We start from the raw sequence: 26,553 nt of genomic DNA on the forward strand, positions 1-26,553 counted from the left end.
CGAATTGAGGGTTGGTTCGAGTGCAGTGGAGAGAATATTCCTTGCGCATGCGAAGAACAATCCTTGCATGACTCACGCTTCCGTTGCGCAGCCGCTGGCGCGCGCCGACTACAAGCTCGCCGATGGCCTCTGGGCCCATTCAGGCGCCATCTACCTCACCGGCACGCAGGCCCTGGTGCGCGTGCTCCTGATGCAGCGCCGGCGCGACGCGGCGCGTGGCCTCCGCACGCAAGGCTTCGTCAGCGGCTATCGCGGCTCGCCGCTGGGCATGGTCGACCTGGCCATCTGGAAGGCCGGCGCCAGCTTCAAGGACGCCGGTATCCGTTTCGTGCCGGCCATCAACGAGGAGTTGGCGGCCACGCAGGTGCTGGGCACGCAACGCGTCGAGTCCGACCCCGAGCGCACGGTCGAGGGCGTGTTCGCGATGTGGTACGGCAAGGGGCCCGGCGTGGACCGCGCGGGCGATGCGCTCAAGCACGGCAACGCCTACGGCTCCTCTCCGCACGGCGGCGTGCTGGTGGTGGCGGGCGACGACCACGGTTGCGTGTCATCGTCGATGCCGCACCAGAGCGACCATGCCTTCATGGCCTGGAGCATGCCGGTGCTGCAGCCGGCCAGCGTGGCCGAGTACCTGGAGTTCGGCCTGTATGGCTATGAACTGTCGCGCTTCTGCGGCGCCTGGGTCGGCATGGCGGCGCTGTCGGAGGTGGTGGAGAGCGCGGGGACGGTCGACCTCGACATCGTGAATGCCCGTGTCGCGGGCTGGGCCGATGCGGACGCCGTGCGCGGCATCACCGACCACAGTGCGCCGCGCGATGGCCTGCACTACCGCTGGCCCGACCTGCCGTCGCTGCGCATCGAATCGCGGCTGGCCGACAAGCTGGAGGCCGTCGCCGCCTTCACCCGCGTCAACAGCATCGACCGCCACATCATCGAGAGCCCGCATGCCACCGCCGGCATCGTGACCTGCGGCAAGGCGCACTACGACCTCATGGAAGTGCTGCGCCGGCTGGAGGTGACGCCCGAGAGCCTCGCGCGCGTGGGCGTGCGGCTCTACAAGGTGGGCCTGAGCTTCCCGATCGAGCAGACGCGGATCAAGGCCTTCGCGCAGGGGCTGGACGAGATCCTGGTCATCGAGGAGAAGGGCGCCATCGTCGAGACGCAGTTGCGCGACCTGTTCTACAACGCGCCGGCCGGTGCGCGTCCGGCGCTGGTCGGCAAGAACGACCGCGACGGCCAGCCGCTGGTCTCCGCGCTCGGCGAATTGCGGCCTTCGCGGCTGATCGAACTGGTGGCGCACTGGCTCGCGGCCCACTTCCCCGACAACACCGAACTGGGCGACCACTTCCGGCATGTTCGCGATTTCACGTTGCCCGAGCTGCTGAGCAACGGTGGCGATTCGGTCAAGCGACTGCCGTACTTCTGCGCCGGCTGTCCGCACAACACCAGCACCAGGGTGCCCGAGGGCTCGACCGCGCGTGCCGGCATCGGCTGCCACTTCATGGCCAACTGGATGGACCGCAGCACCGCCGGGCTGATCCAGATGGGCGGGGAGGGCGTCGACTGGGTCTCGCACTCGATGTTCACGCGCACACCGCACGTGTTCCAGAACCTCGGCGACGGCACCTATTACCACTCCGGCTATCTCGCGATCCGCCAGGCCGTGGCGGCGAAGGCCACGCTGACCTACAAGATCCTCTTCAACGATGCGGTGGCGATGACCGGCGGGCAACCGGTGGACGGCGTCATCAGCGTGGATGCGATCGCGCGGCAGGTGGAATCCGAAGGCGTGAAGCAGGTGGTGGTCGTGAGCGACGCCATCGACAAGTACGACGCGCTCAAGAGTCGTTTCCCGGCCGGCACCGAGTTCCATGACCGCAGTGAACTCGACGCGGTGCAGCGTCGCCTGCGCGAAGTGCCGGGTGTCACGGTGCTGATCTACGAACAGACCTGCGCGGCCGAGAAGCGCCGGCGCCGCAAGAAGGGCGAATTGCAAGACCCGCCCAAGCGCCTCTTCATCAACGAGGCCGTCTGCGAAGGCTGCGGCGACTGCACCGTGCAAAGCAATTGCGTGGCGGTGCTGCCGCTGGAAACCGGACTCGGTCGCAAGCGCCAGATCGACCAGACCAGTTGCAACAAGGACTATTCCTGCGCCAAGGGCTTCTGCCCCAGCTTCGTGGGCGTGACCGGCGGCGCACTGCGCAAGAAGAGCGGCGCGCTCGCGGCGGGCCGCGCGGCTTTCCTCCGGCATGTGACGGAGCTGCCAGCGCCTGGCGGGCATTTGTGGGATGGCCCGTACGACCTGCTCGTCACGGGCGTCGGCGGCACCGGCGTGGTGACGGTGGGCGCGGTGATCGCGATGGCGGCGCACTTGGAAGGCATGTCGGCCAGCGTGCTGGACTTCATGGGCTTTGCGCAGAAGGGCGGCGCGGTACTGAGCTTCGTGCGGCTGGCCGATCGGCCCGAGCGGCTCAACCAGGTCCGCATCGACACGCAACAGGCCGATGCGATCCTCGCCTGCGACATCGTCGTCGGCGCATCGGCCGATGCGTTGCAGACGGTGCGCCACGGCCGCACGCGCATCCTCGCGAACACGCACGAGATCCCGGTCGCCGAAGCGCTGCGCAATCCCGATGCCGACCTGAAGGTGGACCTGCTGCTGGAGAAGATGCGTTTCGTTGCCGGCGATGAACAGGTCGAGACCTTCGATGCGCAGACGCTGGCGCAGGAGTTCATCGGCGACACGCAGGCGTCGAACATCCTGGCGATGGGCTACGCATGGCAGCGCGGGCTGATCCCGCTGCGCCTCGAATCGATCACGCGTGCGATCGAGCTCAACGGCGTGGCGGTCGAGGCGAACCACACGGCCTTCTCGCTGGGCCGGCTGGCCGCGGCGGATGCGGATGCGATCCATGGGCTGCGCAGCGCCGCCACGCATGCGCCGCAGGACGAGACGGCGCAGGCGCTGATCGCCGATGCCATCGTTCGCCTGTCCGCCTACCAGGACGCCGCCTGGGCCCGGCGCTACGAAGATCGCCTGCGCGAGGTGAGGGCGCGCGAGTCCGCACTGGCGGGTGGTGACGCGAGCCTGCCCGTCACACGCAATGCCGCACGCAGCCTGCTCAAGCTCATGAGCTACAAGGACGAATACGAAGTGGCGCGGCTCTACACCGATGGCAGCTTCCGCGAGAAGCTGGCCGAGCAGTTCGAGGGTGACTTCCAGCTTGAATTCCACATGGCGCCGCCCTTCCTGTCACGCCCGAAGGACGGGCAGCCGCCGCGCAAGATCCGCCTCGGCGGCTGGATGCTGCCCGCGATGAAGTGGCTGGCCCGCGGCAAACGCCTGCGGGGCACCGCCCTTGACCTGTTCGGCTACACGGAAGAGCGCCGGCTGGAGCGCTCGCTCATCGGCCAGTTCGAGGCGCGGCTCGACGAGTTGGTGGCGGCGTTGTCGCCGGGCAACCAGAAGCTGGCAGCCCAGATCGCCGCCGTGCCGATGACGATCCGCGGCTACGGGCATGTGAAGCTGGCCAACCTTGCGATGGCGCGTGCGCGTGAGGCCGAGTTGCTGCATCGCTTTGCGCCCGCGCGCTATCCGCGGCCGGTGGGTGAAGCGAAGGCGGGGCAGATCCGCGGCATCGCCGTTGTCGCCGGCTGATACCGTGGCTACGTCGCGGGTATCCAGCCCGGCAACTCCCCCAGCGACCACAGCAGCAGGCTGATCGTCACGAACGAAAGGACAGTCGCCAGCAGCAGCGCCGCTGCGCAGAGCGCGTCGAAGCCGTACTTCTGCGCCAGGATCGGATAGATGCTGAGCATCGGCACGCCCGCGAACACCACCGCCGCGGCGCGCAGCGAGGGGTCGCTGGGCGGCAGCAGCCACACCAGCAGCCCGACCACCAGCGGATGCAGCACCAGCTTGCCCAGCGCGATCGCCGACACATCGCGCCGCATGCCCTTGATCGGCAGCCCGACCAGCGCGCCGCCGATCACGAACAGCGACACCGCCGCCGAGGACATTGCCAGCATGTTGATCGTGCGAGCCAGCACGCCGCCCGCGATCGGCAGTTCCAGCAAGGCCACGGCGAAGCCGCCGAGCATGGCCAGGATGACCGGATTGCGCGCCAGCTTGCCCATCGATCCCAGCGCGATGCGGTACCACTTGCCGGCGCCCGAACTGCCGCTGTCCGCCATCGCCAGCGTGATCGGGATCATCACCAGGTTCTCGATGACCATGTTCATGGCCAGCGCGACCGCCGCCGTGGCAGGGCCGACCACCTGCACCGCGATCGGGTAGCCGATGAAGCCGCTGTTGGAGCTGGACATGCCCAGGCCGCACAACGCGCTCAGCGTGAAGCTCTTGCCCTGCTGCCGCCAGCCCCAGGCAAGGGCGACCAGCATGACGATCAGCGAGCCGACCGCATAGTCGGCCATGTAGCGCGCATTGAGGATCTCGCCCACCGGCCGCTGCGACAACGCGGTGAACACCAGCGCCGGCAGCGCGAACTTGACGACGTAGGTGCCCAGCACCCGCATGTCGGCCTTGGAGAAGATCTCCAGTCGCCCCGCCAGGAAGCCCAGCGCGATGACGAGGTAGATCGGGCCGGTGATGCCGAGGATTTGGGTCATGTGCCATGAACGATAACAAGGTGCGGACAAGGCGGGACGGGCGCTTCCGGCTTTCCACGCATGGGTGCGGCTGGCGCCGCGCGGGATACTGGTCCGCATGACGACACCCGCTTCCCATCCCAGCGCACCGCCCCTGCTCGAAGGCGTGCGCGTGCTCGACTTCGGCCGCTACATTGCCGGCCCCTATTGCGCCGCTTTGCTGGGCGACCTCGGCGCCGACGTGATCCGCATCGAGCGCGTGGAAGGTGGCGAGGACCGCCGCGTGCCGCCGGTACTGGAGAGCGGCGAGGGCGGCATGTTCCTGCAGTTGAACCGCAACAAGCGCTGCCTCACGCTCGACCTGGCCAGCGAGGAAGGCCGCGCCATCGTCGAGCAACTGGTGGCCACGGCCGACGTGGTGGTTGCCAACCTGCCGCCCGAGACGCTGCGCGGCCTCGGCCTCGACTACCCGACCCTGAGCGCCCGCAACCCCCGCATCGTGCTGGTGAGCGTGACGGCCTTCGGCACCGAAGGGCCTTCGGCGCGGCAGGCCGGCTTCGACTCGGTCGGCCAGGCGATGAGCGGCGCGATGTTCCTCTCCGGCCTGCCGGATGCGCCGGCGCGCACCGCCGCCACGTGGGTGGACTTCGGCACCGCGCAGGCCTGCGCCATGGGCGCGCTGGCCGCGCTGTGGACGCGCGAGCGAACCGGGCGCGGGCAATGCGTGGAAGGCTCGTTGCTGCAGACGGCCCTGGTGCACACCAACGGCGCGTTGATCGAGCAGGCGCTGCTGGCGAAGAACCGCGTGCCGCAGGGCAACCGCGGCTACCTCGCCGGGCCCAGCGACGTGTTCCGCGCGCGCGACGGCTGGCTCATCGTGCAGACCATCGGGCAGGCGATGTTCGGACGCTGGTGCGAACTGGTCGGGCAACAGGCGATGAAGTCCGACCCGCGTTTCGCCAGCGACGAGCTGCGCGCGCAAAACGGCGAGGCGATCAGCGCCGTCATGCGCGACTGGTGCGCCGCGCGTGGCCGCGACGAGGTGCTGGCGGCGCTGGCTGGCTGCAAGATCCCGGCCGCGCCAGTGAACGACCTGCAGCAGGCGCTCGAGGATGAACAGATCCAGGCCAACGGAATGCTGCAGCGGCAGCGCTTTGGTGCGCAGGCCTATCCGGTGGCGCGCCATCCGGTGGTGATGTCCGCAACGCCGGTCGACTTCAGCCGCGCCGCGCCGGCGCTCGGCGAGCACACCGACGAGATCCTGGCGGAACTGGGCTATGCCGCGGAGCAGGTCGCGTCGCTGCGCGAACGAAAGCGCGTGTAGGTGGCCGGTGGCAGGGTCGAGCGCCCAAGCCCAACTAAGTAGGCAGGTCCGCCGCGTGCTGCTTCCAGAAGGTCGCGTCGGGCACCACACCCATGCCCGCCTTGGCGTTCTCGGCCATGTGCTCCGGCCGGCTGGTGCCGGGGATGGTGCAGGTCACCGACGGGTGGCTCAGCACGAACTTGAGCAGCACCTGCGCCCAGCTCGTGCAGCCGATCTCCGCGGCCCAGGCCGGCAGCGGCTTGTCGCGCAGCCGGCGCAGCAGGCCGCCGCCGCCGAAAGGCATGTTCACGATCACCGCCACGCCGCGCTCGGCCGCAAGCGGCAGCAGGCGTTTCTCCGCCGCGCGTTCGTCGAGCGAATAGTTGATCTGCAGGAAGTCCAGCTTCTCCGCGCGCAGCACCGCTTCGACTTCCCCGTAGGCCGACGCGGTGTAGTGCGTGACGCCGAGGTAGCGCACGCGGCCTTGCGCCTTCCAGTCGCGCAGGGTGGCCAGGTGCGTGCGCCAGTCGACCAGGTTGTGCACCTGCATCAGGTCCATATGCTGCGTCTTCAGGCGGGCGAAGGATTGCTCCATCTGCGCAATGCCGGCCTCGCGCCCGCTGGTCCACACCTTGGTTGCGAGGAAGGCCTTGTCGCGGGTCTTCGCGGCGGCCAGCAGGTCGCCCGTGTTGGCCTCGGCGCGGCCGTACATCGGGGAACTGTCGACGACGCGGCCGCCGGCGTCGAACAGGGCGTCGAGCACGCCCGGCAAGCGCGCGTATTCGGCCGTGCCTGGCGAGTAGTCGAAGCCGAGCCAGGTGCCACAGCCGATGACGGGCAGGGCTTCGTTCGTCGAGGGGATGGGGCGGGTGTTCATGCGCGTGTTCGTTGCGGATGTGTGGGCTGCAACGTGAAAGGGTAGGGCAGCGCACGCGACAGCACCCGCGCAAGCTCGCAATAGTTGCGAGCGCGAGAGGCCTATCTCATTCTGGTCGGCAGCCATAGCGCAATGATCGGGAAAGCGATCAGGATGATCAAGCGCAATATGTCCGTCGCGATGAAGGGCAACACGCCCTTGAAGATGGTCGTGAAGCTGACGTCCTTCACCACGCTCTTGATGACGAAGACGTTCATGCCCACCGGCGGATGGATCAGCCCCAGCTCCACCGTCATCACGATGATCACGCCGAACCAGATCGGGTCGAAGCCCAGCGCCACGATCACCGGGAAGATGATCGGCACGGTCAGGATGATCATCGCCATCGCATCCATCAGGCAGCCCAGCACCAGGTACATGAGCATGATGAGCGCCAGCACGCCGTAGCGGCCGATGCCCAGGCCGGTGAGGAACCCGATGAGCTTCTGCGGGCTCTGCGTGACGGTAAGGAAGTAGCCGAACAGCAGCGCGCCGATCAGCACGGTGAACACGGCGGCGGCGGTGCGCGTGGCGGACAGCAAGGCCTCGCGGATCTTCGGCCCGTCGAGCTTGCGGCGCAGCAGGCCCAGGATGAAGGCGCCGCTCGCGCCGACGCCGCCGGCTTCGGTGGGCGTGAAGAAGCCGCCGTAGAGCCCGCCGATCACGAACACGAACAGCACCAGCGGCGCCCACACCGCCTTGAGGTCCACCAGCCGCTCCGACCACGGCTTGTGCTCGCCAGCCGGCAGCCAGTCGGGCCGCACGCGCACGATGAGCGCGATGGTCAGCACGTACATCGTCATCGCCAGGATGCCGGGCACCACGCCCGCCATGAACAGCTTGCCGATGTCCTGTTGCGTGAGGATGGCGTAGACGGCGAGTACAGTCGACGGCGGCAGGATGGCGCCGAGCGTGCCGCCCGCCGCGATCACGCCGGTGGAGAAGGACTGCGGATAGTTGAAGCGCCGCATCTCCGGATACGCGACCGCCGAGAACGTCGCCGCCGTCGCCACCGAGGAGCCGCAGATCGCCGCGAAGCCGCCGCAGGCCAGCACGGTGGCGACGCCGAGCCCGCCGCGCAAATGCCCGATCAAGGAGTTGGCCGCCTTGAACAGTTCACGGCTCACGCCCGACACCGACACCAGCGCGCCCATCAGCATGAACATGGGGATCACGCCGAAGGTGTAGTCGGTGACGGTGCGCATCGAGGTCTGGCCCACCAGCTTGAGGGCAGGGCCGGGGCCGACGATCCAGCTGTAGCCGACCACGCCCACCAGGCCCATCGCCATGCCGACCGGCACACGCAGCAGCATCAATGCGAAAAGCACCACGAAGCCGAGAACCGCGATCGCATCCGTGCTCATGTGGCTCCAAGCTGGCGCGGTGCGGCGATGCCCATCAATCCGCCTTCTGCTCCGGTGTCTCCTCGACCAGCAACTCGGGCTGGAAGATGAGGCGATACGTCCGGATGGCAATCAACACGACCGCGCAGACATCGCCGAACCATGCAACCGCATAGAAGGGCCAGGTCGGGATGTTGAGGTCGTAGGTCTGCACGTTGTCGGCATAGGTGCCGCGCACCTTGTCGAACAGCATGGCGGTCTGCACCGCCACCACGAACAGCAGCACCAGCGTCGCGAACACGTCGATCACTCGCTTCATGCGCGGGCCGGCCGCGGTCCACACCAGGTCGACCGTGATGTGCCCGCCGCGATAGCTCGTCGCCGCGATGCCCCAGAAGATCAGGATGCCCAGCAGCATGCGGCCGAAGTCGTAGGCGTCGGGGATGGAGGTGTTGAAGAACTTGCGCAGGACCACCGCGATGAAGATGTTCAGCGCCACGATCCCCACGAACATGGCCGCGAGCCATTCGATCGTGTTGATCATGCGATCCATCACGTTGGTCGAGCGCGTGCTCATGATGTCTTGCTCCTTCTCCCCCTGGGAGAAGGTTGGGATGAGGGCACGCAGCCTGGGCTATCAACCGCAGCGTGCCCCAACCCCACGCCTCCCCCGGCGAGAGAGGAAGACTGTTCCCCGAGCATCAAAGTGCCGCGCCGGATTTCGCCAGGCTGGCCTTCAACGCATCCATGGCCGCCTTCGGATCGCCGCCCGCCTTCTTCACACCTTCGGCCCATTGCGCCTCGCCGGGCGCGACGGCCTTGCGCCATGCATCGAGTTGCTCGGTCGTGAGCTTGTACACCTCGTGCCCGGGCAGCGCCGCGATCTTGGCGCGGCCGGCAAACTCGAAGTCCGCCCAGGGCGAGGCGACCTTCTCGGCCCATTCGCTGGTGCAGTGGTCGTCGATCACCTTCTTCTGCGCGGGCGACATGCCGTCGTACTTGTCCTTGTTCATGGCCCAGACGAAGGGCGTGACGTAGAGCGGCACGTCCATGTGGAAGTTGACCACCTTGTCGATGCCGAACAGGCCGATCGAGCCCCACGGGAAAGTGATGGCATCGGCCACGCCGCGCTCCAGCATGTCGCGCGACTCCGGCGCAGAGGCCTGCACGTTGGTGCCGCCCAGCGAGGTGACCATCTGGCCGATGGTGCTGGTGGCCGGGCGGATCTTCATGCCCTTGATGTCGGTGGGAAGCAGGATCTTCTTGCGCGAGTGGAAAGTGCCGGGGTCGTGCACGAAGGCGAAGCAGTACTTCACGTCCTTCATTTCCTTTGCGGCGTAGTTGCGGTACCAGGCGTCGATGGCGGCCGAGCCGCCCTTGGCATTCGAGAACAGGAAGGGCAGCGACGCGCCAGCCATGATCGGGAAGCGGCCCGGCTGGTAGCCGGGGTTGATGTAGGCGAAGTCGGCGATGCCGTCGCGCGCCATGTCGTAGTGGTCGAAGGCCTTGCCCAGTTGCTCCGACGGGAACAGCGTCGCCGTGATGGTGCCGCCCGATGCTTTCTTGATGTCCTCGGCCCAGGCGATCAGCGACGGGTTGAGCGGATGCTGCGCCGGCACCCAGCTCGACATCTTGAGGTTCACCGGCTTGTCCTGCGCCTGCGCGCTCCAGGTGCAGGCGGCGAGCGCGGCGGCAAGCGCGAGTGTGCTGAATCGGTGGCGCGTCATCGGTGTCTCCTGGTGAACGGATGCAATGGAAGCGGGCTGGAATCAAGTTATGTTTTATAAGAAGGTGGGGGTGGCGTATATCCGCGTTTACCTGTGGGATGTGAGTCCGAAAAGTTACGCGTGCCGGACCGCCCGCGCCGCACTCCCCTTACCATTGGCGGATGAATCGAGACCACGAAGAGCACCTCCTGGCGTTTGGCGCTTCGCAACGCCACGACTTTGATGTGGATGCGTGGGTGCAGCTTGCGAAGAGCGGCCTCGTCAGCCGCGACGAGGTCGTCGCGACAGCGCTTTTTCTCGCAGGAGGCTACTGGTACGGCCACGAGGACGGGCTCTTCCGTGTCGCCGAACAGCTCTCCCCGGGTTCGGTCGGCCATTTCGCCGAGCGCGCAAGGGCGGCAGAGTTCAATTGCAGCCGTTTCGACAGCATGCTGAAAACCAGGATCGCCCATGAATCACGCCACCCCTGAGCTGGCGGCGGCGCTGTCGACGATGCTCGACAGGATCGACGCAACGCTTCGTCAGAACTCGTACCAGGGCCCGCCGATCATCATGTACCTGGCAGGCGGAATGGCAGTGAACTACTACTGCGGCACTCGCGTCACCAGGGACGTGGACGCGAGTTTCTCGCGGCGGATGGCACTCGATTACAACGACCTGATCGTCGACTTTGTGGACGCCACCGGCAAGCCCACCCAGCTGTTTTTCGACACCACCTACTCTCCCACGCTCGGTCCGATGCATGAGGACTACGAGGACGACTCGCGGGAGTGGGTCGGCATCGGAAACGAGCAGCGCGTCGTGAGACTGAGGGTACTTGCTCCGGTGGACGTCGGGGTCTCGAAGCTTGGCCGCTTCGAGGGGAACGACCGAGGGGACATTCTCGCGCTGGCCGCGCGCGGCTACTTCACTGCGGCCGAGTTCCGTCGACGGGCAGAAGCATCCGCCAGCTATTTCGTTGGCAACGTGCGCCGTTTGCAGAACACCATCGACATCGTGTGCAAGGACATCGACGACCTCGGTCTCGTGCAGGCTTCCACGCCGGGGGTCAAGCAGCCATCCTCGTGATGGCCGCGCCGCCCTAAGCGGTGCTGGCGACGAGCCCCCCTGAACCCGGCTGCGTTGAATCCCGCGCCCTTGCCGTACCCCTCACCTCGGCTGGGCTTGGCGCTTCATCCACCGTATCGGCTGCGCCACCACGGGGCGTGGCGGCGCGCCGTGGCGCACCAGTGCGGCATCGAGCGCGATGCCGGCGTCATCGGCCAGCGCCGCGGTGCGCGCGGCGGCAATGGCGTCGGCGCGCTTGGTGGGCGTGCATTTCGGCAGCGGTTCGCTGGCCAGGTGGTTGATCACGTGCAGCAGGTTCGCCTTGCCGCGTTCGTTGGTGCTGCCGTAGCCCTTGATGAGCCGGCCGCACAGGGCAATCTCATGGCCGAGCCGCCAGTTGTTGCGCGTGCCCGCCACCACCGCGGCCAGCCAGCGGTCGATCAGTGCCTGCTCGTCGGCAAAGCGGCTGCCGCGCTCGCGCAAGCCGCGCAGCGAGGCCAGAAAACGCAGCGATGCCATGCCCAGGATCGAATGCGCGCCGATCTTCAGGGGCACGGCCCAGGGCGCCTTCCCCTTCGCCTGGCGCCCGCGGTCCCATGCGATCAGGCGATGGGCCAGCGCCAGCGGCAACAGTGCCGCCAACTCGGCCGCGCCGGGCTTGAAGTGGTCGTACATGCGGACGATGTCGTCCGGCCCGGCCTTCACCTCCGCATGCACGCGGCGGATGCGACTCGCACGACTCTTGAGTTCGGCCACGCGCACGATGTCGTCGAAGGCCATCCACAGCGCCAGCCAGCGCGCCATCTCGCGCGTGATGGCGAAGGCGTTGGCGCCGGCCGGGTCGGCGGCCCGCTCGGTGGCCAGCACTCTCTGCAGGCGCTCGATGTAGAGCGCGGCATAGCCGGCGTCCTGGTAGTCGAGCAGCCGCGCATGGCCCAGCGCCAGCATCGCGTGCACAGGCTGCGGAAAGGCCGATGCCAGGTCGTCCGGCAGTGGCGAGGGCGCCGATCCATCGGGCTCCTGCGTGGCCAGCAGGCTGGTCACCAGCGCGGCCTGCGCGCGCGGCGTGCTGACCGCGTCGAATGCCCGGGCAAAGCCACGCAGGCTCGCGGCGGCCATCTTGTCGACCTTCTCCGGCGCCTCGGTGTCGCGTCCGCGGACCACCGCCTCGTAGGCCTCGCGCGGAAAGGGAAGCAAGCCGCTGCCAGCGATCGCGCCGAGCATCACTGCGCTCACCACCGTGCCGCATTCGCGCGCCACTGCAGCCATGTCGAACACATGGTGCTCGCGGCTGAAGCACTTCACCGTGTCGAGCAGGCGCTGCGCATCCGCGCGCCCGTCGCCGGGCTGCATGCGCTCCGCGGTCGTCAGCGTGCGCGCGGACGATGTGATGACCAGCGTGCGCTGCGGCACGGCCATGCCGTTGCCGATCTGCCGCGCCGTCTCCAGCAGTTCCGACGAGACGATCGCGTCCAGCGTGCCCGGCACCGGGCTCAGGCTGAACACCGGGCGTCGGCCGCCGAGTTGTGCGAGCGGCGTGGGGAACACCTCGAGGTAGTAGGTGGTCGCGCCCGTGCGCTGCGCCACACCGGGGATCGACGTGCTCTGCGCCGCGTAGCCGGCATGGCGCGCAACGTCGACCAGCCATTCGGTCAGCACGCCGCCGCCTTCGCCGCCCAGGGCGCAGATCAGCAGGGTGATCGGCGATGTCCGGTTCATGATGGCTGCACCCGTGTCGTGCGCGGCTGCGCCGGTTGAAGCCAGCGCAGGACGCGCGCGCGCCATTCATGCAGCAGGCGCTCATGCCACTTCGGGTTCTGCACCACCTCGGCCCGGTAGAAGCTGGGGCATAGCGTGGCCGCATGCGCGTTCTCGCCGCACAGGCCGCAGCCCACGCAGCCGTCGATCACCACGGCCACCGGGTCCACCTTGAGCGGATCGGGGTTGTCCTTCAGCGTCAGCGTCGGGCAGCCCGACAGGCGGATGCAGGCATGGTCGCCGTTGCACACGTCCTCATCGACGCCGTACTTCACCCGCACCACGCGTTCGCCGCGCTGCAGCAGGCTTGCGAGCCAGGGCTTGATGCGGCGCTGGCGTTCGAGCTGGCATTCACCTTCGGCGACGATCACCTTGAGGCCGTTGTAGTCGCTGGTGAAGGCTTCGTTGAGCGTCGCGCGCATCCTGTCGACGCGGTAGGTGTGGACGGTGCGCATCCACTGCACGCCCAGGCCCTTGAGGGTGGTCTCGATGGTCTGGTTCTGCGCGACCATGCTCTGCAGCTTGTCGACCGCGCGGGCCTTCATGTCGTCGTCGGGCGTCGAGATGATGTCCTGGGTTCCGGTGGCCGAGGTGTAGCCGTTCTTGAAGATCAACAGCACCGCATCGTCGCCGTTGAAGAGCGCGCTCTGCACGCCGGTGAGCAGCCCGTTGTGCCAGAAGCCGCCGTCGCCCATGATCGACAGCGCGCGCCGGTTCATCATCGGCGAGACGCCGGCACGGCTGGCCAGGCTCATGCCGTAGCCGAGGATCGAATGGCCCATCGAGAAGGGCTCGAAGGTGCCGAAAGCATGGCAGCCGATGTCCGCCGCGATGTGCACCGGGCCGTTGTCGAGTTGCGCAAGCTTGAGCGCGGAAAACACCGGCCGCTCCGGGCAGCCGATGCAGAAGCTGGGTGGGCGGTTGGGCAGCGGCGCTTCGAGCTGGGCGGCGACGGCGGCGCGGCGCGACTTGTTGCCGGCCAGCCATCCTTGCGCCGAATCCAGCGCATGGCCGGGCAGCCACTTCGCCGCGAAAGCTGCAAGGCCCGTGGCCAGCACTTCCACGCCGTATTCGCCGGCCGCCTGCAGCATGTCCTTGCCATGCAGCGGTGTCTGGATGTCGCGCCGGCGCAGCAGCGTCGCCAGCTCCTGCTCGATGTATTCCGGCTGGCCTTCCTCCACCACCAGCACTGCACGTTTGTCCACGCAGAACTCGGCCAGTTGTTCCGGCACCAGCGGACAGGTCACGTTGAGCACCAGCAGCGGGATCACGCTGTCGCCGAAGGCATCGGCGAGGCCGAGTTGCTGCAGGCCGCGGATGAGCGCGTTGTAGAGCCCGCCCTGCACCACGATGCCCAGATCCGCATGCTCGCCGGGCATCAGTTCGTTGAGCCCGTGCTCGACGATGTAGCGACGTGCGGCGGGCAGCCGCTCGTCGCCCTTGAGTTTTTCGTGGCGGAAGGTCACCGGCGGATGCGCGAGCCGCATGTAGTCGAAGCCGGCCGGCTCGCTCATCAGCGCACGCGTGGAAATTCTCGGCGCGATGTTGTCCCTGCATTCGAAGCTGCCGCGCACATGGCAAGTGCGGATGCGCAGCTCCATCATGCAGGGCATGTTCGATTGCTCCGACAGGCGGAAGCCGTGCTCGACCATGTCGACCATCCGGCCGAGATCCGGCCGTGGATCGAGCAGGCACATGCTCGACTTCAGCGCATAGGCATGCGTGCGCTCCTGGATCACGCTGGCGCCCTCGCCGTAGTCCTCGCCGACGACGATCAGCACCCCGCCCGTCACGCCCGGCGACGACAGGTTGGACAGCGCATCTGCCGCCACGTTGGTGCCGACGATCGACTTCCAGGTGACCGCGCCGCGCAGCGGGTAGTGGATCGATGCGCCCAGCATCGCGGCGGCAGAGGCTTCGTTGGAACATGCCTCCACATGCACGCCCAGTTCGTCCATGTACGGCTTGGCCTGCACCATCACGTCGAGCAGGTGCGACACCGGCGCGCCCTGGTAGCCGCCCACGTAGGACACGCCGGACTGCAGCAGCCCCTTGGTGATGGCCAGGATGCCCTCGCCATGGAAGGTGTCGCCCGTGCCCAGGCGTAATGCTTCGATCTCCTTGCTGAAGGAAACTTCCATCGGGTGCTCCTCCGCTTACTTGCCGGCCGGCGAGGCGGGAAAGCGTGCGATGTAGTAGGCGAGGGTGTCGAGGTCCTCGACCGGAACCTGCGAGACGGCCCCGGCCATGGCCATGGTGTAGCCGGGGCGCTTGCCGCTCTTGAACTCGCGCATCATCAAGTTGTCTCCTTCTCGACTGTTGGATCGGCGTAGCGCCGGACGGAGTGTGCGAGGCTCGCGCCCGTCGTTCAATAAATGATTCGAACTAAGTAACATGCATTTCATGCATATCGACGCGCTCGACCTCAACCTGCTGCGTTTGTTCGACGCGGTCTACAGCGCCCGCAGCGTGAGCCGCGCGGCCGAGTCGCTGGGCCTCACGCAGCCCGCCGCCAGCCATGGGCTGGGTCGCCTGCGCACACTGCTGCAGGACGCGCTGTTCGTGCGCGCTCCCGGGGGCGTGGCGCCCACGCCGCGCGCCGACCGGCTGGCCGTGGCGGTACGCGCCGCGCTGAGGACGCTGCAGCAGGCGCTCGACGAACCCGAGCGCTTCGACCCCGCCGCATCGTCCAAGCGATTCCGCATCCACATGAGCGACATCGGCGAAGGCCGCTTCCTGCCGCCCTTGATGGCGCGCCTGGGCGAACTGGCGCCGGCCGTGGGCATCGAGACGTTGCCGCTGCTGCAGGCCGACATCGGCGGCGCGCTCGACAGCGGACGCCTCGACTTCGCCTTCGGTTTCCTGCCGCAAGTGAAGGACACGCAGCGCACGCTGCTGCTGAAGGACCGCTACATCGTGCTGCTGCGCGAAGGCCACCCGTTCGTGCAGCAGCGCACACGTGCTGGCGCGGCCCTGCTCGAAGCCTTGCGCAGGCTCGAGTACGTCGCGGTGCGCACTCATGCGGACACGCTGCGCATCCTGCATCTGCTCAAGCTCGACGACCGCGTGCGGCTGACGACCGAGCACTTCATGGTACTGCCCGCGATCGTGCGCGCCACCGACCTCGCAGTGGTGATGCCGCGCAATATCGCGCGCGGCTTCGTCGAGGAACAGGGCGGCTACGCGATCGTTGAGCCGGCATTCCCACTGCGCAACTTCAGCGTTTCACTGCACTGGAGCAAGCGCTTCGAAGCCGACCCGGCGCACCGCTGGCTGCGTCAAGTGATGACAGACCTGTTCGCTGAAGCCTGACCCACCCCCGAAGCGCCTTCCGCGCTTCGGGCGGCCGCCAGAGGCGGCTGCTCTTGCGGGCCGTCCAAGCCTGCTGCGGGCTCGGAGCCGCGGCCCTCAGCCTCTCAAGGAGGCGCACCCTACGGACCGGCAAAAGCGGTTCAGAGGTTGCTACCGAACGCGAACCGCCGCGCTCGCCGTCGTGCTGGAAAACTGATGGGGCAGCAGTGCAGCAAGGCCGCTGGAAGCAAAAAAAAGTGCATCACTTGCGCGATGCACTCTGAAGGCCGCAGTGATGCGGCTCTGCTCAACCAAGAACTTTTTTAGTGTCCGTGTGCGTGTGCCTTTGCAAACGCTTGTGCCCGGGCCGTTCCGATCGGGTTGGCGTTGGCAACCAACTCGTTGAAACGATGATTGGCGATCTTGGCAATCTCGATCAGCCCAGCCGATCGCTCCACCCCCGTTGAATTGGCCATCCGATGCCAGCCGTTGGCGATCACGCGTTCGTAGCGCTCCACTTCCTTGGCGCAGACGATCAGCGGAAAGCCGAACTGCTTGCGATAGGCGATCGCGAGTTCAAGCACTTCCTCGTGATCCTTTTCCTCCATGCCGCTCATGCCCGCGTCGGCGTGGTCCAGCAGGTAGGCGTTGTGCGCGTCGCCCTCGCTGCCGAGGTCGGCGAACGAGTTCATCAGTTCCAGCTGCTCTTCCTTGGTGCCGGTCAGCAAGGCGTCCTGGAAGGCGGAGCGCAGCGCGAGGGTGTTGGCGAAGGGCCTGCGCGCGTAGGCTGCATCCAGAACCCACGGCGTGTTTTCAACCAGGCCGCCAAAGGTCTTGGTGAACTCGGCGCGGGACATCGAATTGACCTGGTCCAGACCCACCAGGTTGCCCGGGACGCCGGCCACCGCGGTGTGCGGGCTGCCGCCGGTATGGTTGAACAGGATGTTCAGGAAGATCGCCGACAAGGCGCCCAGCGTGATGCCGCTGCCGAACACGATTTCCGCCCACTTCGGGAACGCGCCGGCCACGAAGGGCTGCGCCGTCACGAGCATGCCGAGACCGAGGCTGGTGCCCAGGATCACGATGTTGCGATGGTCATTGAAGTCGCACTTCGACAAGGTCTGCACGCCCACCACGGCCACCGCCGCGAACATGGCCAATGCCGCGCCGCCAAGAACCGGATGCGGGATGCCGGCCACCAGGGCAGCGGCCTTCGGCAGCGAACCCAGGATGATCATGATGACCCCGGCGGCAACCACCACCCAGCGGCTCTTGATCTGCGTCAGGCGCACCAGGCCGACGTTTTCCGCGAAGCAGGTGTAGGGGAACGAGTTCAGGATGCCGCCCAGGAAGGTGGCGGCGCCGTCGGCGCGAATGGCGCGGGCGATGTCGTCGGCGCGGATCCGCTTCTGCACGATTTCACCCGTGGCATACACGTCGCCCGTGGTTTCGACCATGGTGATCATCATCACGATCAGCATCGACAGGCAGGCCGTGAAGCTGAAGGTCGGTATGCCGAAGTAGAAGGGCGAGGTGTAGCCCAGCATCGGCGCCGTGGCGACGTCCGCGAAGTGCGCGTCGCCCATGGCCCAGGCCACGAGCGTGCCGATCACCAGCCCGATCAACACCGCGATGGTGGCCATGAAGCCGCGGAACAGCCGCTGGATGGCCACGATGAGCGCCAGCGTGCCGAAGGCATACATGACGTTCTTGAGCAGTACCGGGTCCTGGATCGCGAACGGACCCTTGCCCACCACGATGTCGTTGGCCGCCACCGGCAGCAGCGCGACACCGATGATCAGGATCACCGAGCCGGTCACGATCGGCGGGAAGAAGCGCACCAGCTTGGCGAAGTAGGTGGCCGCGAAGAACGTGAAGAGGCCGCCGACCAGCACCGAGCCGTAGATGGCGAGCAACCCGTCGACGCCGCCGCCGGCGCCCAGGCCAATGGCGATCATGGGGCTCACCGCCGTGAAGGTCACGCCTTGCAGCAGCGGCAGTCGCACGCCCACCTTGCCGATGCCCCACGCCTGGATGATGGAGGCGATGCCGCAGGTGAAGAGGTCGGCGTTGATCAGGTGGATCAACTGGTCGCGCGTGAGGTTCAGCGCACTCGCCAGGATGATGGGCACCAGCACCGCGCCGGCGTAGAAGGCGAGCACGTGCTGGAAGCCATAGGCCGCGAGCAGGGGTATTGGCAGGACTTCGTCGACCGGGTGGACTTTGGTTGCCCGCGCCGATCCGCGCGGCGGCGCGCCCCCGGTGGTGGTGCTGCTTGAACTCATGGCGATTCCTCTCTGATGGTTTTTCTAAAAGTGACGGGCGTCGATGGGAGAGACGGGAGCGTGCTCAGCCGAAGGCGTCGTTCCCGGCGCGCAGTGGCGGTGCTTCAACAGGTGTGGCCTTGCCTGAGCAGGCGGCCATGGCGGGGTGGCGCAGTCCGGCAAGGCGGACGGCCAAGGTGACAGTCATCTTCAAATTCCTCCCTTACTCCATCAATTCTTTGCGCCATGTCGTGCCGATAGCAATCTGCTTCGGTCACCGTTCGGGAAAACGTGAACCTTGACGGTGCATCGGTACGACAGGTGGCGTCGACTCCGCAATTCCTGTACCCACGGAAAGCGCAGGCGCAGAATGTCCATTGCCCAGCCTTGATCGTTGATGAATAGTTGGGGCTGTGACATATCGCCCGACGGATGTTTCTTATTCCTGGACTCGTATTCCGCCGGGCGCAAGAACCACTAAGTTAGAGCAATAGTCCGCACTTGCGGCGTCTTTCTTGCAAGCACCCACGAGCATGAGCACCCAACCCATCCGTTTTTTCCATCAGGGGCGCGTTGTCGACGTCTCCGATGTCCACCCCACCCGCACCGTCCTCGACTGGCTGCGCGAGGACGCGCGCTGCACCGGCACCAAGGAAGGCTGCAACGAAGGCGACTGCGGCGCTTGCACCGTGGTCATCGGCGAACTGGCCGTTCCTGGCGCTGCCGGCGCCGTCGGCGGCCTGCAGTTGCAGACCGTCAACGCCTGTATCCAGTTCCTGCCCACCCTGCACGGCAAGGCGCTGTTCACGGTCGAGGACCTGAAGCGCCAGTGCGGCAAGGTCGTCGACACCGAGCAGCACGGCAAGCATGCGGTGCAATGCCTGCACCCGGTGCAGCAGGCGCTGGTCGAGTGCCACGGTTCGCAATGCGGCTTCTGCACGCCAGGCTTCGTGATGTCGCTCTGGTCGAGCTACGAGCATCACCAGACCGCCGGCACCCAGCCCTCGCGCCAGCAACTGGCCGACGAGCTGTCGGGCAACCTCTGCCGCTGCACCGGCTATCGGCCGATCCTCGACGCGGGCCAGCGCATGTTCGACCTGCCGGCCGTGCGGGTGGACACGCAGCCCGTGGTGCAGGCGCTGACCGCCTTGCAACGCGAAGACACCTTCGAATACAGCAACACCGCGGGTGGCCGCACCGACCGCTTCCATGCGCCGAAGACGCTGGCCGAACTGGCCGCGCTGCGCGAACGCATGCCGGGCGCCCAGGTGCTGGCCGGCTCGACCGACGTCGGCCTGTGGGTCAACAAACAGTTCCGCGATCTCGGCGACATCATCTACGTCGGCGACGTGGCGGACATGAAGGCGGTCGACGAACGCAATGGCGAGCTCTACATCGGCGCGGGCGCGTCGCTCGAAGACGCCTGGCGCGCCCTGGCGCAGCGCTTCGAAGGCCTGACGGACGTCTGGCTGCGCTTTGCCTCCCCGCCCATCCGCAATGCCGGCACGATGGGCGGCAACGTCGCCAACGGCTCGCCCATCGGCGACTCGCCGCCGGTGTTGATGGCGCTCGATGCGCAGATCGAGCTGCGCCAGGGCGCCCGGGTCCGCCGCATGCCGCTGGTCGAGTTCTATGTCGACTACATGAAGAACAAGCTCGAACCGGGAGAGTTCGTGCAGGCGGTGTCGGTGCCGCTGTCGGTCGCTTCGCGACGCGTGCGCGCCTACAAGATCAGCAAGCGCTTCGACTGCGACATTTCGGCCTTGTGCGCCGGCTTCTCGATCGAACTCGATGGCGAGGTGGTCAAGGAGGTGCGGCTGGCCTACGGTGGCATGGCCGCGACCGTCAAGCGCGCTGCCGGCGCCGAGGCCGCGCTGCTCGGCAAGCCCTTCACGCAGGCCAGCGTGAACGCGGCAAAGGTGGCGCTCGCGCAGGACTTCAAGCCGCTGTCGGACATGCGTGCATCGGCCGCTTATCGGCTGCAGGTGGCGCAGAATCTCATCCAGCGCCTCTGGCTCGAAACGCGCGCCTCGGACGCCCTGCCGGTGGAAGCCACCAGCGTCTGGAGCGTGATGCCGCACGTCGTTGCTGAAGGAGCCTGAAAGTGAACAAACCCATCGACGCCCGCCTGCTGCAAACCGCGGAGGCATTCGCGGACTACCTCAAGAACGCGGCAGCCCGCATCGACGTGGCCGCGGAAGCCAAGGCCCATGGCGACGGCGCCCGTGTCGGCATCAGCAGGCCGCACGAATCGGCGCAACTGCACGTTGCCGGCGAGGCCACCTACATCGACGACATCCCCGAACTGGCCGGCACGCTGCATTGCGCACTGGGCCTGTCGCCGGTGGCCAACGGGCGGTTGACGGGCATGAACCTCGAGGCGATCCGCGCCATCCCCGGCGTGGTGGCCGTTCTCTCCGCCCAGGACATACCCGGCACCAACGATTGCGGCTCGATCATCCACGACGATCCGATCCTTTGCGCCGGCGACATCCGACACCTCGGCCAACCCGTGTTCGCGGTCATTGCCGAATCGCGCGACATCGCCCGCCGTGCAGCGGCAAAGGCCAAGTCCGTGCTCACTATCGAGGCCGAGCCACCGGTGCTGACGCCGCGGCAGGCCCACGAAAAAGGCCAGTACGTCCTGCCGCCGATGCACCTGGCCCGCAGCACGAACGAAGGCGGCGCCAGGGCTGCCATCGCCCGGGCGCCGCACCGGCTCAAGGGAAGCTTCGACGTGGGCGGCCAGGAGCAGTTCTACCTGGAAGGGCAGATCAGCTATGCGATCCCCAAGGAAGCCGGCGCGATGCACGTCTATTGCTCGACCCAGCATCCGAGTGAAATGCAGCACATGGTTGCCCACGCACTTCACCTGCACGCCAACGAAGTGCACGTCGAATGCAGGCGCATGGGCGGCGGCTTCGGCGGCAAGGAATCGCAGTCGGGCCTGTTCGCCTGCGTGGCCGCCATCGCGGCCAACCATCTGAAGCGCCCGGTCAAGCTTCGGCTCGACCGCGACGACGACTTCTTGATCACCGGACGTCGCCATTGCTTCTGGTATGAATACGAGGTCGGGTATGACGACGAGGGGCACATCCTCGGCGCCGAGATCACGATGGTGTCGCGCGCTGGCCACTCGGCCGACCTGTCGGGCCCGGTGATGACCCGCGCCATGTGCCACTTCGACAATGCCTATTGGCTGCCGGACGTGTCGATGCACGGCTTTTCGGGCAAGACCAACACGCAGAGCAACACGGCGTTCCGCGGCTTCGGCGGCCCGCAGGGCGCGATTGCCATCGAGAACATCATGGACTCGGTGGGCCGCGCGCTGGGACGCGATCCGCTCGACGTGCGCCGCACCAATTTCTACGGCCAGACCGAACGCAACGTCACGCCCTACGACCAGGTGGTGTCCGACAACATCATCGACAAGCTGGTCACCCAGCTCGAAGACAGCAGCGACTACCGCGCGCGCCGCGCGGCGATCGAGGCGTTCAACGCGACCAGCCCCGTGCTCAAGCGCGGCCTGGCGCTGGCCCCGTTGAAATTCGGTATCTCGTTCAACGTCAAGCACTTCAACCAGGCCGGCGCGCTCGTCCATGTGTACACCGACGGCTCCATCCTGGTGAACCACGGCGGCACCGAAATGGGCCAGGGCCTCAACACCAAGGTGGCGCAGGTCGTGGCGCATGAACTGGGCGTGAGCTTCGAGTCCGTGCGCGCCACGGCCACCGACACCACCAAGGTCGCCAACACCTCGGCAACCGCCGCATCGACCGGCGCCGACCTGAACGGCAAGGCTGCGCAGGATGCCGCACGCCAGATCCGCGAGCGCCTCGCAGCCTGCGCGGCCACACGCCATGGCGGCGAGGCTTCGGCCGTGCGCTTCGCCAACGACAAGGTCGAGGTCAACGGCCGCACCATCGACTTCGCCACGCTGGTCGGCGAGGCTTACATCGACCGCGTGCAACTCTGGTCCGACGGTTTCTATGCCACGCCGGGCCTGAGCTGGGACCGCGAGAAGATGAAGGGCAATCCCTTCTACTACTTCGCCTACGGCGCGGCCGTGAGCGAAGTCATCATCGACACGCTCACGGGCGAATGGAAGCTGCTGCGCGCCGACATCCTGCACGACGCGGGCCGCTCGCTCAATCCGGCCGTCGACATCGGCCAGGTCGAAGGCGCGTTCATCCAGGGCATGGGTTGGCTCACGACCGAGGAACTGGTGTGGCATCCGCAAAGCGGCAAGCTCACCACGCACGCGCCGAGCACCTACAAGATCCCGACGGCCAACGATTGCCCGCCGGTGTTCAACGTGCAGCTGTTCGAAGGCGACAACTTCAAGGACTCGATCCACCGCAGCAAGGCCGTCGGCGAGCCGCCGCTGCTGCTGCCGTTCTCTGTGTTCTATGCCATCCGTGACGCGGTGTCCGCGGCAGGCAATCACAAGAGCGACCCGCCGCTGCGCGCGCCCGCCACCAGCGAGGCCATCCTCGACGCGATCACGGCCGTCCAGTCCGCCGCACCGTCGGCCGCTTGATTGAGACGTCATGAGAGACAACGCGCTTTTCGACAAGATCGACCTGCACCTGATCCGGGTGCTCTACACGGTCTTGACGGACAGGAGCGTGTCGCGTGCGGCCATCCGGCTCGGCATGTACCAACCGGCTGTCTCGGCCGCGCTCAAGCGGTTGCGTGATCTTTCGGGCGATCCGCTGCTGGTGCGTTCGGGCACCGGCATGGTGCCGACCGATGCGGGGCTGCGCATGATCGAGCCCAGCGCCAGCATCCTGCGCGCGGCCGAGGTGCTGTTCAGCGACGCGCGTGGCTTCGATCCGCAGCACGCCACCGCCACCTTCCGCATCGCCGCCAGCGACTACCTCGACCCGCTGTTCCTGCCGATGCTCGTAGCGCAGATCAAGAGCCAGGCGCCGCTGTGCAAGATCGAGATCCATCCGCTGTCGCCCGACTCCGACTACCACGCGCACCTGTCGCTCGGCCATGTCGACCTGGTCATCGGCAACTGGCTCAAGCCGCCGGAAGACCTGCACATGGCGAAGCTGTTCGCCGATGAGGTGGTCTCGCTGGTCAGTACCGACCATCCGGCCGCACGTCGCGGCTGGGACGCACGCACCTGGCTCGCCGCCGAGCACATCGCGCCGACGCCCACGCATCCCGGTGCACGCGGCGTCATCGACCAGATGCTCGACGAGCTCAACCTGCAGCGCAACATCACCGCGCGCTGTGCGCATTTCAGCCTCATGCCCGACATGGTGGCATCGAGCCTGCTGGTGCTGACCACCGGGCGCCAGTACTGCGAGCGCCTGGTCAAGCGGCTGCCGGTCTGCATCCTCGAGTGTCCGATCGCGCTGCCGCAGTTGATGTACTACCAGCTCTGGCACGAGCGAACGCATTCGTCCATCTCCGCGCAATGGTTGCGCGAGCGCAGCAAGAACGTGGCCGCGTCGTTGCGGTCCAGCACGGGGAGCGCCATCAAACATAAGGCTTAAGGCCGGGCTCGCAGTAGGGGGTGATACAAAGGAGAGCGACTGGCGTCGTCCGCCCGGACGGACGTTCAGCGACTTTTCTGGCATAAAAAATGACAACGCTCCAAGGTCATGACACCCTACAGACTCCAGCTTGCGAACATCACCAAGCGCTATCCGGCCGTGGTCGCGAACAGCGACGTTTCCCTCACGGTCCAACCCGGTGAAACGCATGCCGTTCTCGGCGAGAACGGCGCCGGCAAATCGACGCTGATGAAGATCATCTACGGCTCGGTGAAGCCGGATGAAGGCACCGTCAGTTTCAACGGCCAGCCGGTCAACATCCGCAACCCGCAAGAGGCGAGGGCGCTGGGCATCAGCATGGTGTTCCAGCACTTCAGCCTGTTCGACACGCTCACCGTGGCCGAGAACGTCTGGCTCGGGCTCGACAAGAGCCTGGCGCTGGCAGAAGTTGCGCGCCGCGTCGAGGCCAAGGCCAGCGAATACGGCCTCGACATGGACCCGACGCGCCCGGTCCACACCCTGTCGGTCGGCGAGATGCAGCGCGTCGAGATCATCCGCGCGCTGCTCACCAATCCCAAGCTGCTGATCCTCGATGAGCCCACATCCGTGCTCACGCCGCAGGCGGTGCAGAAGCTGTTCGTGGTGCTCAAGCAGTTGTCCGCCGAGGGCTGCAGCATTCTCTACATCAGCCACAAGCTGCACGAGATCCGCGAGTTGTGCAGCGCCTGCACGGTGCTGCGTGGCGGCAAGGTCACGGGGGTGTGCAACCCGCAGCAGGAGAGCAACGAGTCGCTGTCGCGCCTCATGATCGGGGCGGAGCCGCCGCCGCTGCAGCATCGCCAGGTCAAGGTGGGGCCGGTCGCGCTGCGCGTGAAGGGGCTCACGCTGGCACGCGAAGACCAGTTCGGCGTCGATCTCGACGGCGTGAACATGGATGTGCGTGCCGGCGAGGTCGTCGGCATTGCCGGCGTCTCGGGCAACGGCCAGAAGGAGTTGCTCTACGCGCTTTCCGGCGAGGACACCCGTGCCGAGGCCGGCATGATCGAGATGTTCGGCCAGGCCGCGGCGCGAATGCGACCTCGCGGACGCCGCAAGCTCGGCATGCATTTCGTGCCCGAGGAGCGCCTGGGCCGCGGCGCGGTGCCGACGCTGAGCCTCGCCCATAACATGCTGCTGACCCGCGACAACGCGATCAGCAAGAGCGGCTGGATTCGCACCGGCGCATTGCAGGGCCATGCGGCCGAGATCATCAAGCGCTTCAACGTGAAAGCCGGCGGGCCGGGCTCGGCGGCACGGTCGCTGTCGGGCGGCAATCTGCAGAAGTTCATCGTCGGGCGCGAGATCGATGCCAACCCGAAGATCTTCATCGTCGCGCAGCCGACCTGGGGCGTCGACGTGGGCGCGGCTGCGCTGATCCGCGCCGAGATCCTGGCGCTGCGCGATGCGGGCTGCGCGGTGCTGGTGGTAAGCGAAGAACTCGACGAGCTGTTCGAGATCAGCGACCGCCTGTATGTGATCGCCAAGGGGCAGTTGTCGCCCTCGGTGGATCGGGCCGCGGCCACGGTGCCGCAGATCGGTGAATGGATGAGCGGACTCTGGCATGGCGCCGCCGCAGCAAGGGAGCCCGCACATGTTCAAGCTTGAAGCCCGTCCGCAGCTCTCCAAATTCTGGAGCTATGGCTCGCCGATCCTGGCGTTGCTGATCACGGTGCTGATCGGCATGGCGCTGTTCGCGGCGCTCGGCAAGGACCCGGTCAAGGGCCTGCTGGTGTTCTTCTACGAGCCGATCAAGAGCGGCTACGCGCTCGGCGAGTTGATGGTCAAGGCGACGCCGCTGCTGATCATCGCGCTGGGCCTGGCCGTGTGCTTCCGCTCGAACGTGTGGAACATCGGCGCCGAAGGGCAGTTCGTGATCGGCGCGATCTGCTCGTCCTTCGTGGCGGTGACGGCGGACAAGAACACCGGCCCGTGGATCGTGCCGGCCATCATCGTGGCGGGCATCCTGGGCGGCATGGCCTGGGCGGCGATCGCGGCGCTGCTGCGCGACAAGTTCAACGCCAACGAGATCCTCGTGACGCTGATGATGGTCTACGTCGCGATCCTGGTGCTGGGCTACGTCGTCTCCGGGCCGCTGAAGGACCCGGCGGGCTTCAACTTCCCGCAGAGCAAGCCCTTCGACGTGATCACGCAGATACCGCGCCTCATGAAGGGCTCGCGCGTGAGCATCGGGCTGGCGATCGCGCTGCTGGGTGTGGGGGCGCTGTGGGTCTTCCTGTTCCGCACGCGAGCCGGCTTTGCCCAGCAGGTCGGCGGCCTTGCGCCGGCGGCTTCGCGCTACGCGGGCTTCTCGGCCCGGCGCGCGGTGTGGATCGCCTTGCTGACCTCGGGCGGCGCGGCGGGCCTTGCCGGTGCGCTCGAAGTCGCCGGCCCGATCGGCCAGCTCACGCCCTACCTGCCGGTGGGCTATGGCTTTGCGGCCATCATCGTGGCCTTCGTCGGGCGGCTGCATCCGGTCGGCATGGTGTTCTCGGCCATCCTGATGAGCATGTTCTACATCGGTGGTGAGTTGGCGCAGTCGCGCCTGGGCCTGCCGAAGTCGCTGACCGGCGTGTTCCAGGGCCTGCTGCTGTTCACCCTGCTGGCTTGCGACACGCTCATCGCGTACCGCATCCGGCGCAAGGCGGCGCCAAAGCCGGCGCCTTTCTCCGCCGGAACGGCTTCGCTGCAAGCCAGCACCCCCCTCACCGCACAACCCGTTGCACGCGCCACCGAAGGAGCGCTCTGAC

At 67.0% G+C, this 26,553-nt stretch carries 20 protein-coding genes; 10 read left to right on the plus strand and 10 right to left on the minus strand.

Annotated features, from left to right (window positions below; translation table 11 throughout):
* Positions 1–67 precede the first annotated feature (67 nt).
* Entirely contained in the window at positions 68–3,658 is a 3,591-nt protein-coding gene (locus HCU76_RS02095) for an indolepyruvate ferredoxin oxidoreductase family protein (protein WP_218508302.1), read from the plus strand.
* Between the two features lie 8 nt (positions 3,659–3,666).
* Here HCU76_RS02095 and HCU76_RS02100 read toward each other — a convergent pair whose 3' ends face one another.
* Complete coding sequence (locus HCU76_RS02100) at positions 3,667–4,629, minus strand: AEC family transporter (protein WP_218508303.1); 963 nt, start codon at positions 4,627–4,629, stop codon at positions 3,667–3,669.
* Between the two features lie 97 nt (positions 4,630–4,726).
* On the opposite strand from HCU76_RS02100, the gene HCU76_RS02105 reads away from it, so the two are divergent.
* The gene (locus HCU76_RS02105) at positions 4,727–5,932 is read left to right on the plus strand and encodes a CaiB/BaiF CoA-transferase family protein (RefSeq protein ID WP_218508304.1); all 1,206 of its coding nucleotides are present in this window, start codon (positions 4,727–4,729) and stop codon (positions 5,930–5,932) included.
* A gap of 34 nt (positions 5,933–5,966) precedes the next feature.
* On the opposite strand, the gene HCU76_RS02110 is transcribed toward HCU76_RS02105, so the two are convergent.
* From HCU76_RS02110 to HCU76_RS02125, 4 genes are all read right to left on the minus strand, one after another.
* Positions 5,967–6,914: an aldo/keto reductase gene (locus HCU76_RS02110; protein WP_218508305.1), complete on the minus strand. Its 948-nt coding sequence runs from the start codon at positions 6,912–6,914 to the stop codon at positions 5,967–5,969.
* Positions 6,890–8,191: a TRAP transporter large permease gene (locus HCU76_RS02115; RefSeq protein WP_218508306.1), complete on the minus strand. Its 1,302-nt coding sequence runs from the start codon at positions 8,189–8,191 to the stop codon at positions 6,890–6,892. Before HCU76_RS02115 ends, HCU76_RS02110 begins: the two co-directional genes overlap by 25 nt.
* Before the next feature lie 34 nt (positions 8,192–8,225).
* Positions 8,226–8,747 carry a TRAP transporter small permease gene (locus HCU76_RS02120; protein WP_256353919.1) on the minus strand — a complete coding sequence of 174 codons (522 nt, stop codon included), beginning with the start codon at positions 8,745–8,747 and terminating at the stop codon, positions 8,226–8,228.
* A gap of 124 nt (positions 8,748–8,871) precedes the next feature.
* Positions 8,872–9,897, minus strand: a complete 1,026-nt coding sequence (locus tag HCU76_RS02125) for a TRAP transporter substrate-binding protein (protein ID WP_218508307.1) — start codon at positions 9,895–9,897, stop codon at positions 8,872–8,874.
* A gap of 161 nt (positions 9,898–10,058) precedes the next feature.
* Here HCU76_RS02125 and HCU76_RS02130 point away from each other — a divergent pair, with 161 nt between their 5' ends.
* Positions 10,059–10,367 (plus strand): hypothetical protein, encoded by a 309-nt coding sequence (locus HCU76_RS02130; RefSeq protein WP_218508308.1) that lies wholly within the window; start codon positions 10,059–10,061, stop codon positions 10,365–10,367.
* The gene (locus HCU76_RS02135) at positions 10,348–10,965 is read left to right on the plus strand and encodes a DUF6036 family nucleotidyltransferase (RefSeq protein WP_218508309.1); all 618 of its coding nucleotides are present in this window, start codon (positions 10,348–10,350) and stop codon (positions 10,963–10,965) included. Before HCU76_RS02130 ends, HCU76_RS02135 begins: the two co-directional genes overlap by 20 nt.
* An 81-nt stretch (positions 10,966–11,046) precedes the next feature.
* On the opposite strand, the gene HCU76_RS02140 is transcribed toward HCU76_RS02135, so the two are convergent.
* Genes HCU76_RS02140 through HCU76_RS02150 form a run of 3 tightly spaced genes read right to left on the minus strand, consistent with a single transcriptional unit; the run spans position 11,047 to position 14,999 of the window.
* On the minus strand, positions 11,047–12,663 hold the full coding sequence (locus HCU76_RS02140) for an indolepyruvate oxidoreductase subunit beta family protein (protein WP_218508310.1): 1,617 nt from the start codon (positions 12,661–12,663) through the stop codon (positions 11,047–11,049).
* A complete protein-coding gene (locus tag HCU76_RS02145; RefSeq protein ID WP_213957889.1) occupies positions 12,660–14,843 on the minus strand; it encodes an indolepyruvate ferredoxin oxidoreductase subunit alpha in 2,184 nt (727 codons plus the stop codon). The genes HCU76_RS02140 and HCU76_RS02145 overlap by 4 nt, the downstream gene beginning before the upstream one ends.
* A gap of 15 nt (positions 14,844–14,858) precedes the next feature.
* On the minus strand, positions 14,859–14,999 hold the full coding sequence (locus HCU76_RS02150) for a hypothetical protein (RefSeq protein WP_213957888.1): 141 nt from the start codon (positions 14,997–14,999) through the stop codon (positions 14,859–14,861).
* A 97-nt stretch (positions 15,000–15,096) separates the two neighbouring features.
* On the opposite strand from HCU76_RS02150, the gene HCU76_RS02155 reads away from it, so the two are divergent.
* Complete coding sequence (locus HCU76_RS02155) at positions 15,097–16,014, plus strand: LysR family transcriptional regulator (protein WP_213957887.1); 918 nt, start codon at positions 15,097–15,099, stop codon at positions 16,012–16,014.
* Between the two features lie 302 nt (positions 16,015–16,316).
* Here the strand turns inward: HCU76_RS02155 and HCU76_RS02160 are convergent, their stop codons facing one another.
* The gene (locus tag HCU76_RS02160; RefSeq protein ID WP_213957886.1) at positions 16,317–18,278 is read right to left on the minus strand and encodes a solute carrier family 23 protein; all 1,962 of its coding nucleotides are present in this window, start codon (positions 18,276–18,278) and stop codon (positions 16,317–16,319) included.
* A 64-nt stretch (positions 18,279–18,342) separates the two neighbouring features.
* A complete protein-coding gene (locus tag HCU76_RS36470) occupies positions 18,343–18,465 on the minus strand; it encodes a hypothetical protein (RefSeq protein WP_256353920.1) in 123 nt (40 codons plus the stop codon).
* 325 nt (positions 18,466–18,790) lie between these two features.
* Between HCU76_RS36470 and xdhA the strand changes: the two genes are divergently transcribed.
* From xdhA to HCU76_RS02185, 5 genes are all read left to right on the plus strand, one after another.
* Positions 18,791–20,359 carry a xanthine dehydrogenase small subunit gene (xdhA, locus tag HCU76_RS02165; protein ID WP_218508311.1) on the plus strand — a complete coding sequence of 523 codons (1,569 nt, stop codon included), beginning with the start codon at positions 18,791–18,793 and terminating at the stop codon, positions 20,357–20,359.
* A 2-nt stretch (positions 20,360–20,361) separates the two neighbouring features.
* Positions 20,362–22,797 (plus strand): xanthine dehydrogenase molybdopterin binding subunit, encoded by a 2,436-nt coding sequence (gene xdhB / locus HCU76_RS02170; RefSeq protein WP_218508312.1) that lies wholly within the window; start codon positions 20,362–20,364, stop codon positions 22,795–22,797.
* Between the two features lie 10 nt (positions 22,798–22,807).
* Complete coding sequence (locus HCU76_RS02175; protein ID WP_218508313.1) at positions 22,808–23,767, plus strand: LysR family transcriptional regulator; 960 nt, start codon at positions 22,808–22,810, stop codon at positions 23,765–23,767.
* 108 nt (positions 23,768–23,875) lie between these two features.
* Complete coding sequence (locus HCU76_RS02180; RefSeq protein ID WP_218508314.1) at positions 23,876–25,411, plus strand: ABC transporter ATP-binding protein; 1,536 nt, start codon at positions 23,876–23,878, stop codon at positions 25,409–25,411.
* A complete protein-coding gene (locus tag HCU76_RS02185) occupies positions 25,398–26,552 on the plus strand; it encodes an ABC transporter permease (RefSeq protein ID WP_213957881.1) in 1,155 nt (384 codons plus the stop codon). The genes HCU76_RS02180 and HCU76_RS02185 overlap by 14 nt, the downstream gene beginning before the upstream one ends.
* Position 26,553: the final 1 nt, after the last annotated feature.

This window comes from Variovorax sp. dw_308, assembly GCF_019207085.1.
GTDB lineage: Bacteria > Pseudomonadota > Gammaproteobacteria > Burkholderiales > Burkholderiaceae_C > Variovorax.

Coding starts and splice junctions, on each gene's coding strand:
- HCU76_RS02130 (WP_218508308.1), top strand. CDS start 10,059: ATGAATCGAGACCACGAAGAGCACCTCCTGGCGTTTGGCGCTTCGCAA.
- HCU76_RS02095 (WP_218508302.1), top strand. CDS start 68: ATGACTCACGCTTCCGTTGCGCAGCCGCTGGCGCGCGCCGACTACAAG.
- HCU76_RS02150 (WP_213957888.1), bottom strand. CDS start 14,999: ATGATGCGCGAGTTCAAGAGCGGCAAGCGCCCCGGCTACACCATGGCC.
- HCU76_RS36470 (WP_256353920.1), bottom strand. CDS start 18,465: ATGACTGTCACCTTGGCCGTCCGCCTTGCCGGACTGCGCCACCCCGCC.
- HCU76_RS02115 (WP_218508306.1), bottom strand. CDS start 8,191: ATGAGCACGGATGCGATCGCGGTTCTCGGCTTCGTGGTGCTTTTCGCA.
- HCU76_RS02185 (WP_213957881.1), top strand. CDS start 25,398: ATGTTCAAGCTTGAAGCCCGTCCGCAGCTCTCCAAATTCTGGAGCTAT.
- HCU76_RS02140 (WP_218508310.1), bottom strand. CDS start 12,663: ATGAACCGGACATCGCCGATCACCCTGCTGATCTGCGCCCTGGGCGGC.
- HCU76_RS02125 (WP_218508307.1), bottom strand. CDS start 9,897: ATGACGCGCCACCGATTCAGCACACTCGCGCTTGCCGCCGCGCTCGCC.
- HCU76_RS02100 (WP_218508303.1), bottom strand. CDS start 4,629: ATGACCCAAATCCTCGGCATCACCGGCCCGATCTACCTCGTCATCGCG.
- HCU76_RS02180 (WP_218508314.1), top strand. CDS start 23,876: ATGACACCCTACAGACTCCAGCTTGCGAACATCACCAAGCGCTATCCG.
- HCU76_RS02110 (WP_218508305.1), bottom strand. CDS start 6,914: ATGGCTGCCGACCAGAATGAGATAGGCCTCTCGCGCTCGCAACTATTG.
- HCU76_RS02175 (WP_218508313.1), top strand. CDS start 22,808: ATGAGAGACAACGCGCTTTTCGACAAGATCGACCTGCACCTGATCCGG.
- HCU76_RS02105 (WP_218508304.1), top strand. CDS start 4,727: ATGACGACACCCGCTTCCCATCCCAGCGCACCGCCCCTGCTCGAAGGC.
- HCU76_RS02145 (WP_213957889.1), bottom strand. CDS start 14,843: ATGGAAGTTTCCTTCAGCAAGGAGATCGAAGCATTACGCCTGGGCACG.
- HCU76_RS02135 (WP_218508309.1), top strand. CDS start 10,348: ATGAATCACGCCACCCCTGAGCTGGCGGCGGCGCTGTCGACGATGCTC.
- HCU76_RS02160 (WP_213957886.1), bottom strand. CDS start 18,278: ATGAGTTCAAGCAGCACCACCACCGGGGGCGCGCCGCCGCGCGGATCG.
- xdhA (WP_218508311.1), top strand. CDS start 18,791: ATGAGCACCCAACCCATCCGTTTTTTCCATCAGGGGCGCGTTGTCGAC.
- HCU76_RS02155 (WP_213957887.1), top strand. CDS start 15,097: ATGCATTTCATGCATATCGACGCGCTCGACCTCAACCTGCTGCGTTTG.
- HCU76_RS02120 (WP_256353919.1), bottom strand. CDS start 8,747: ATGAGCACGCGCTCGACCAACGTGATGGATCGCATGATCAACACGATC.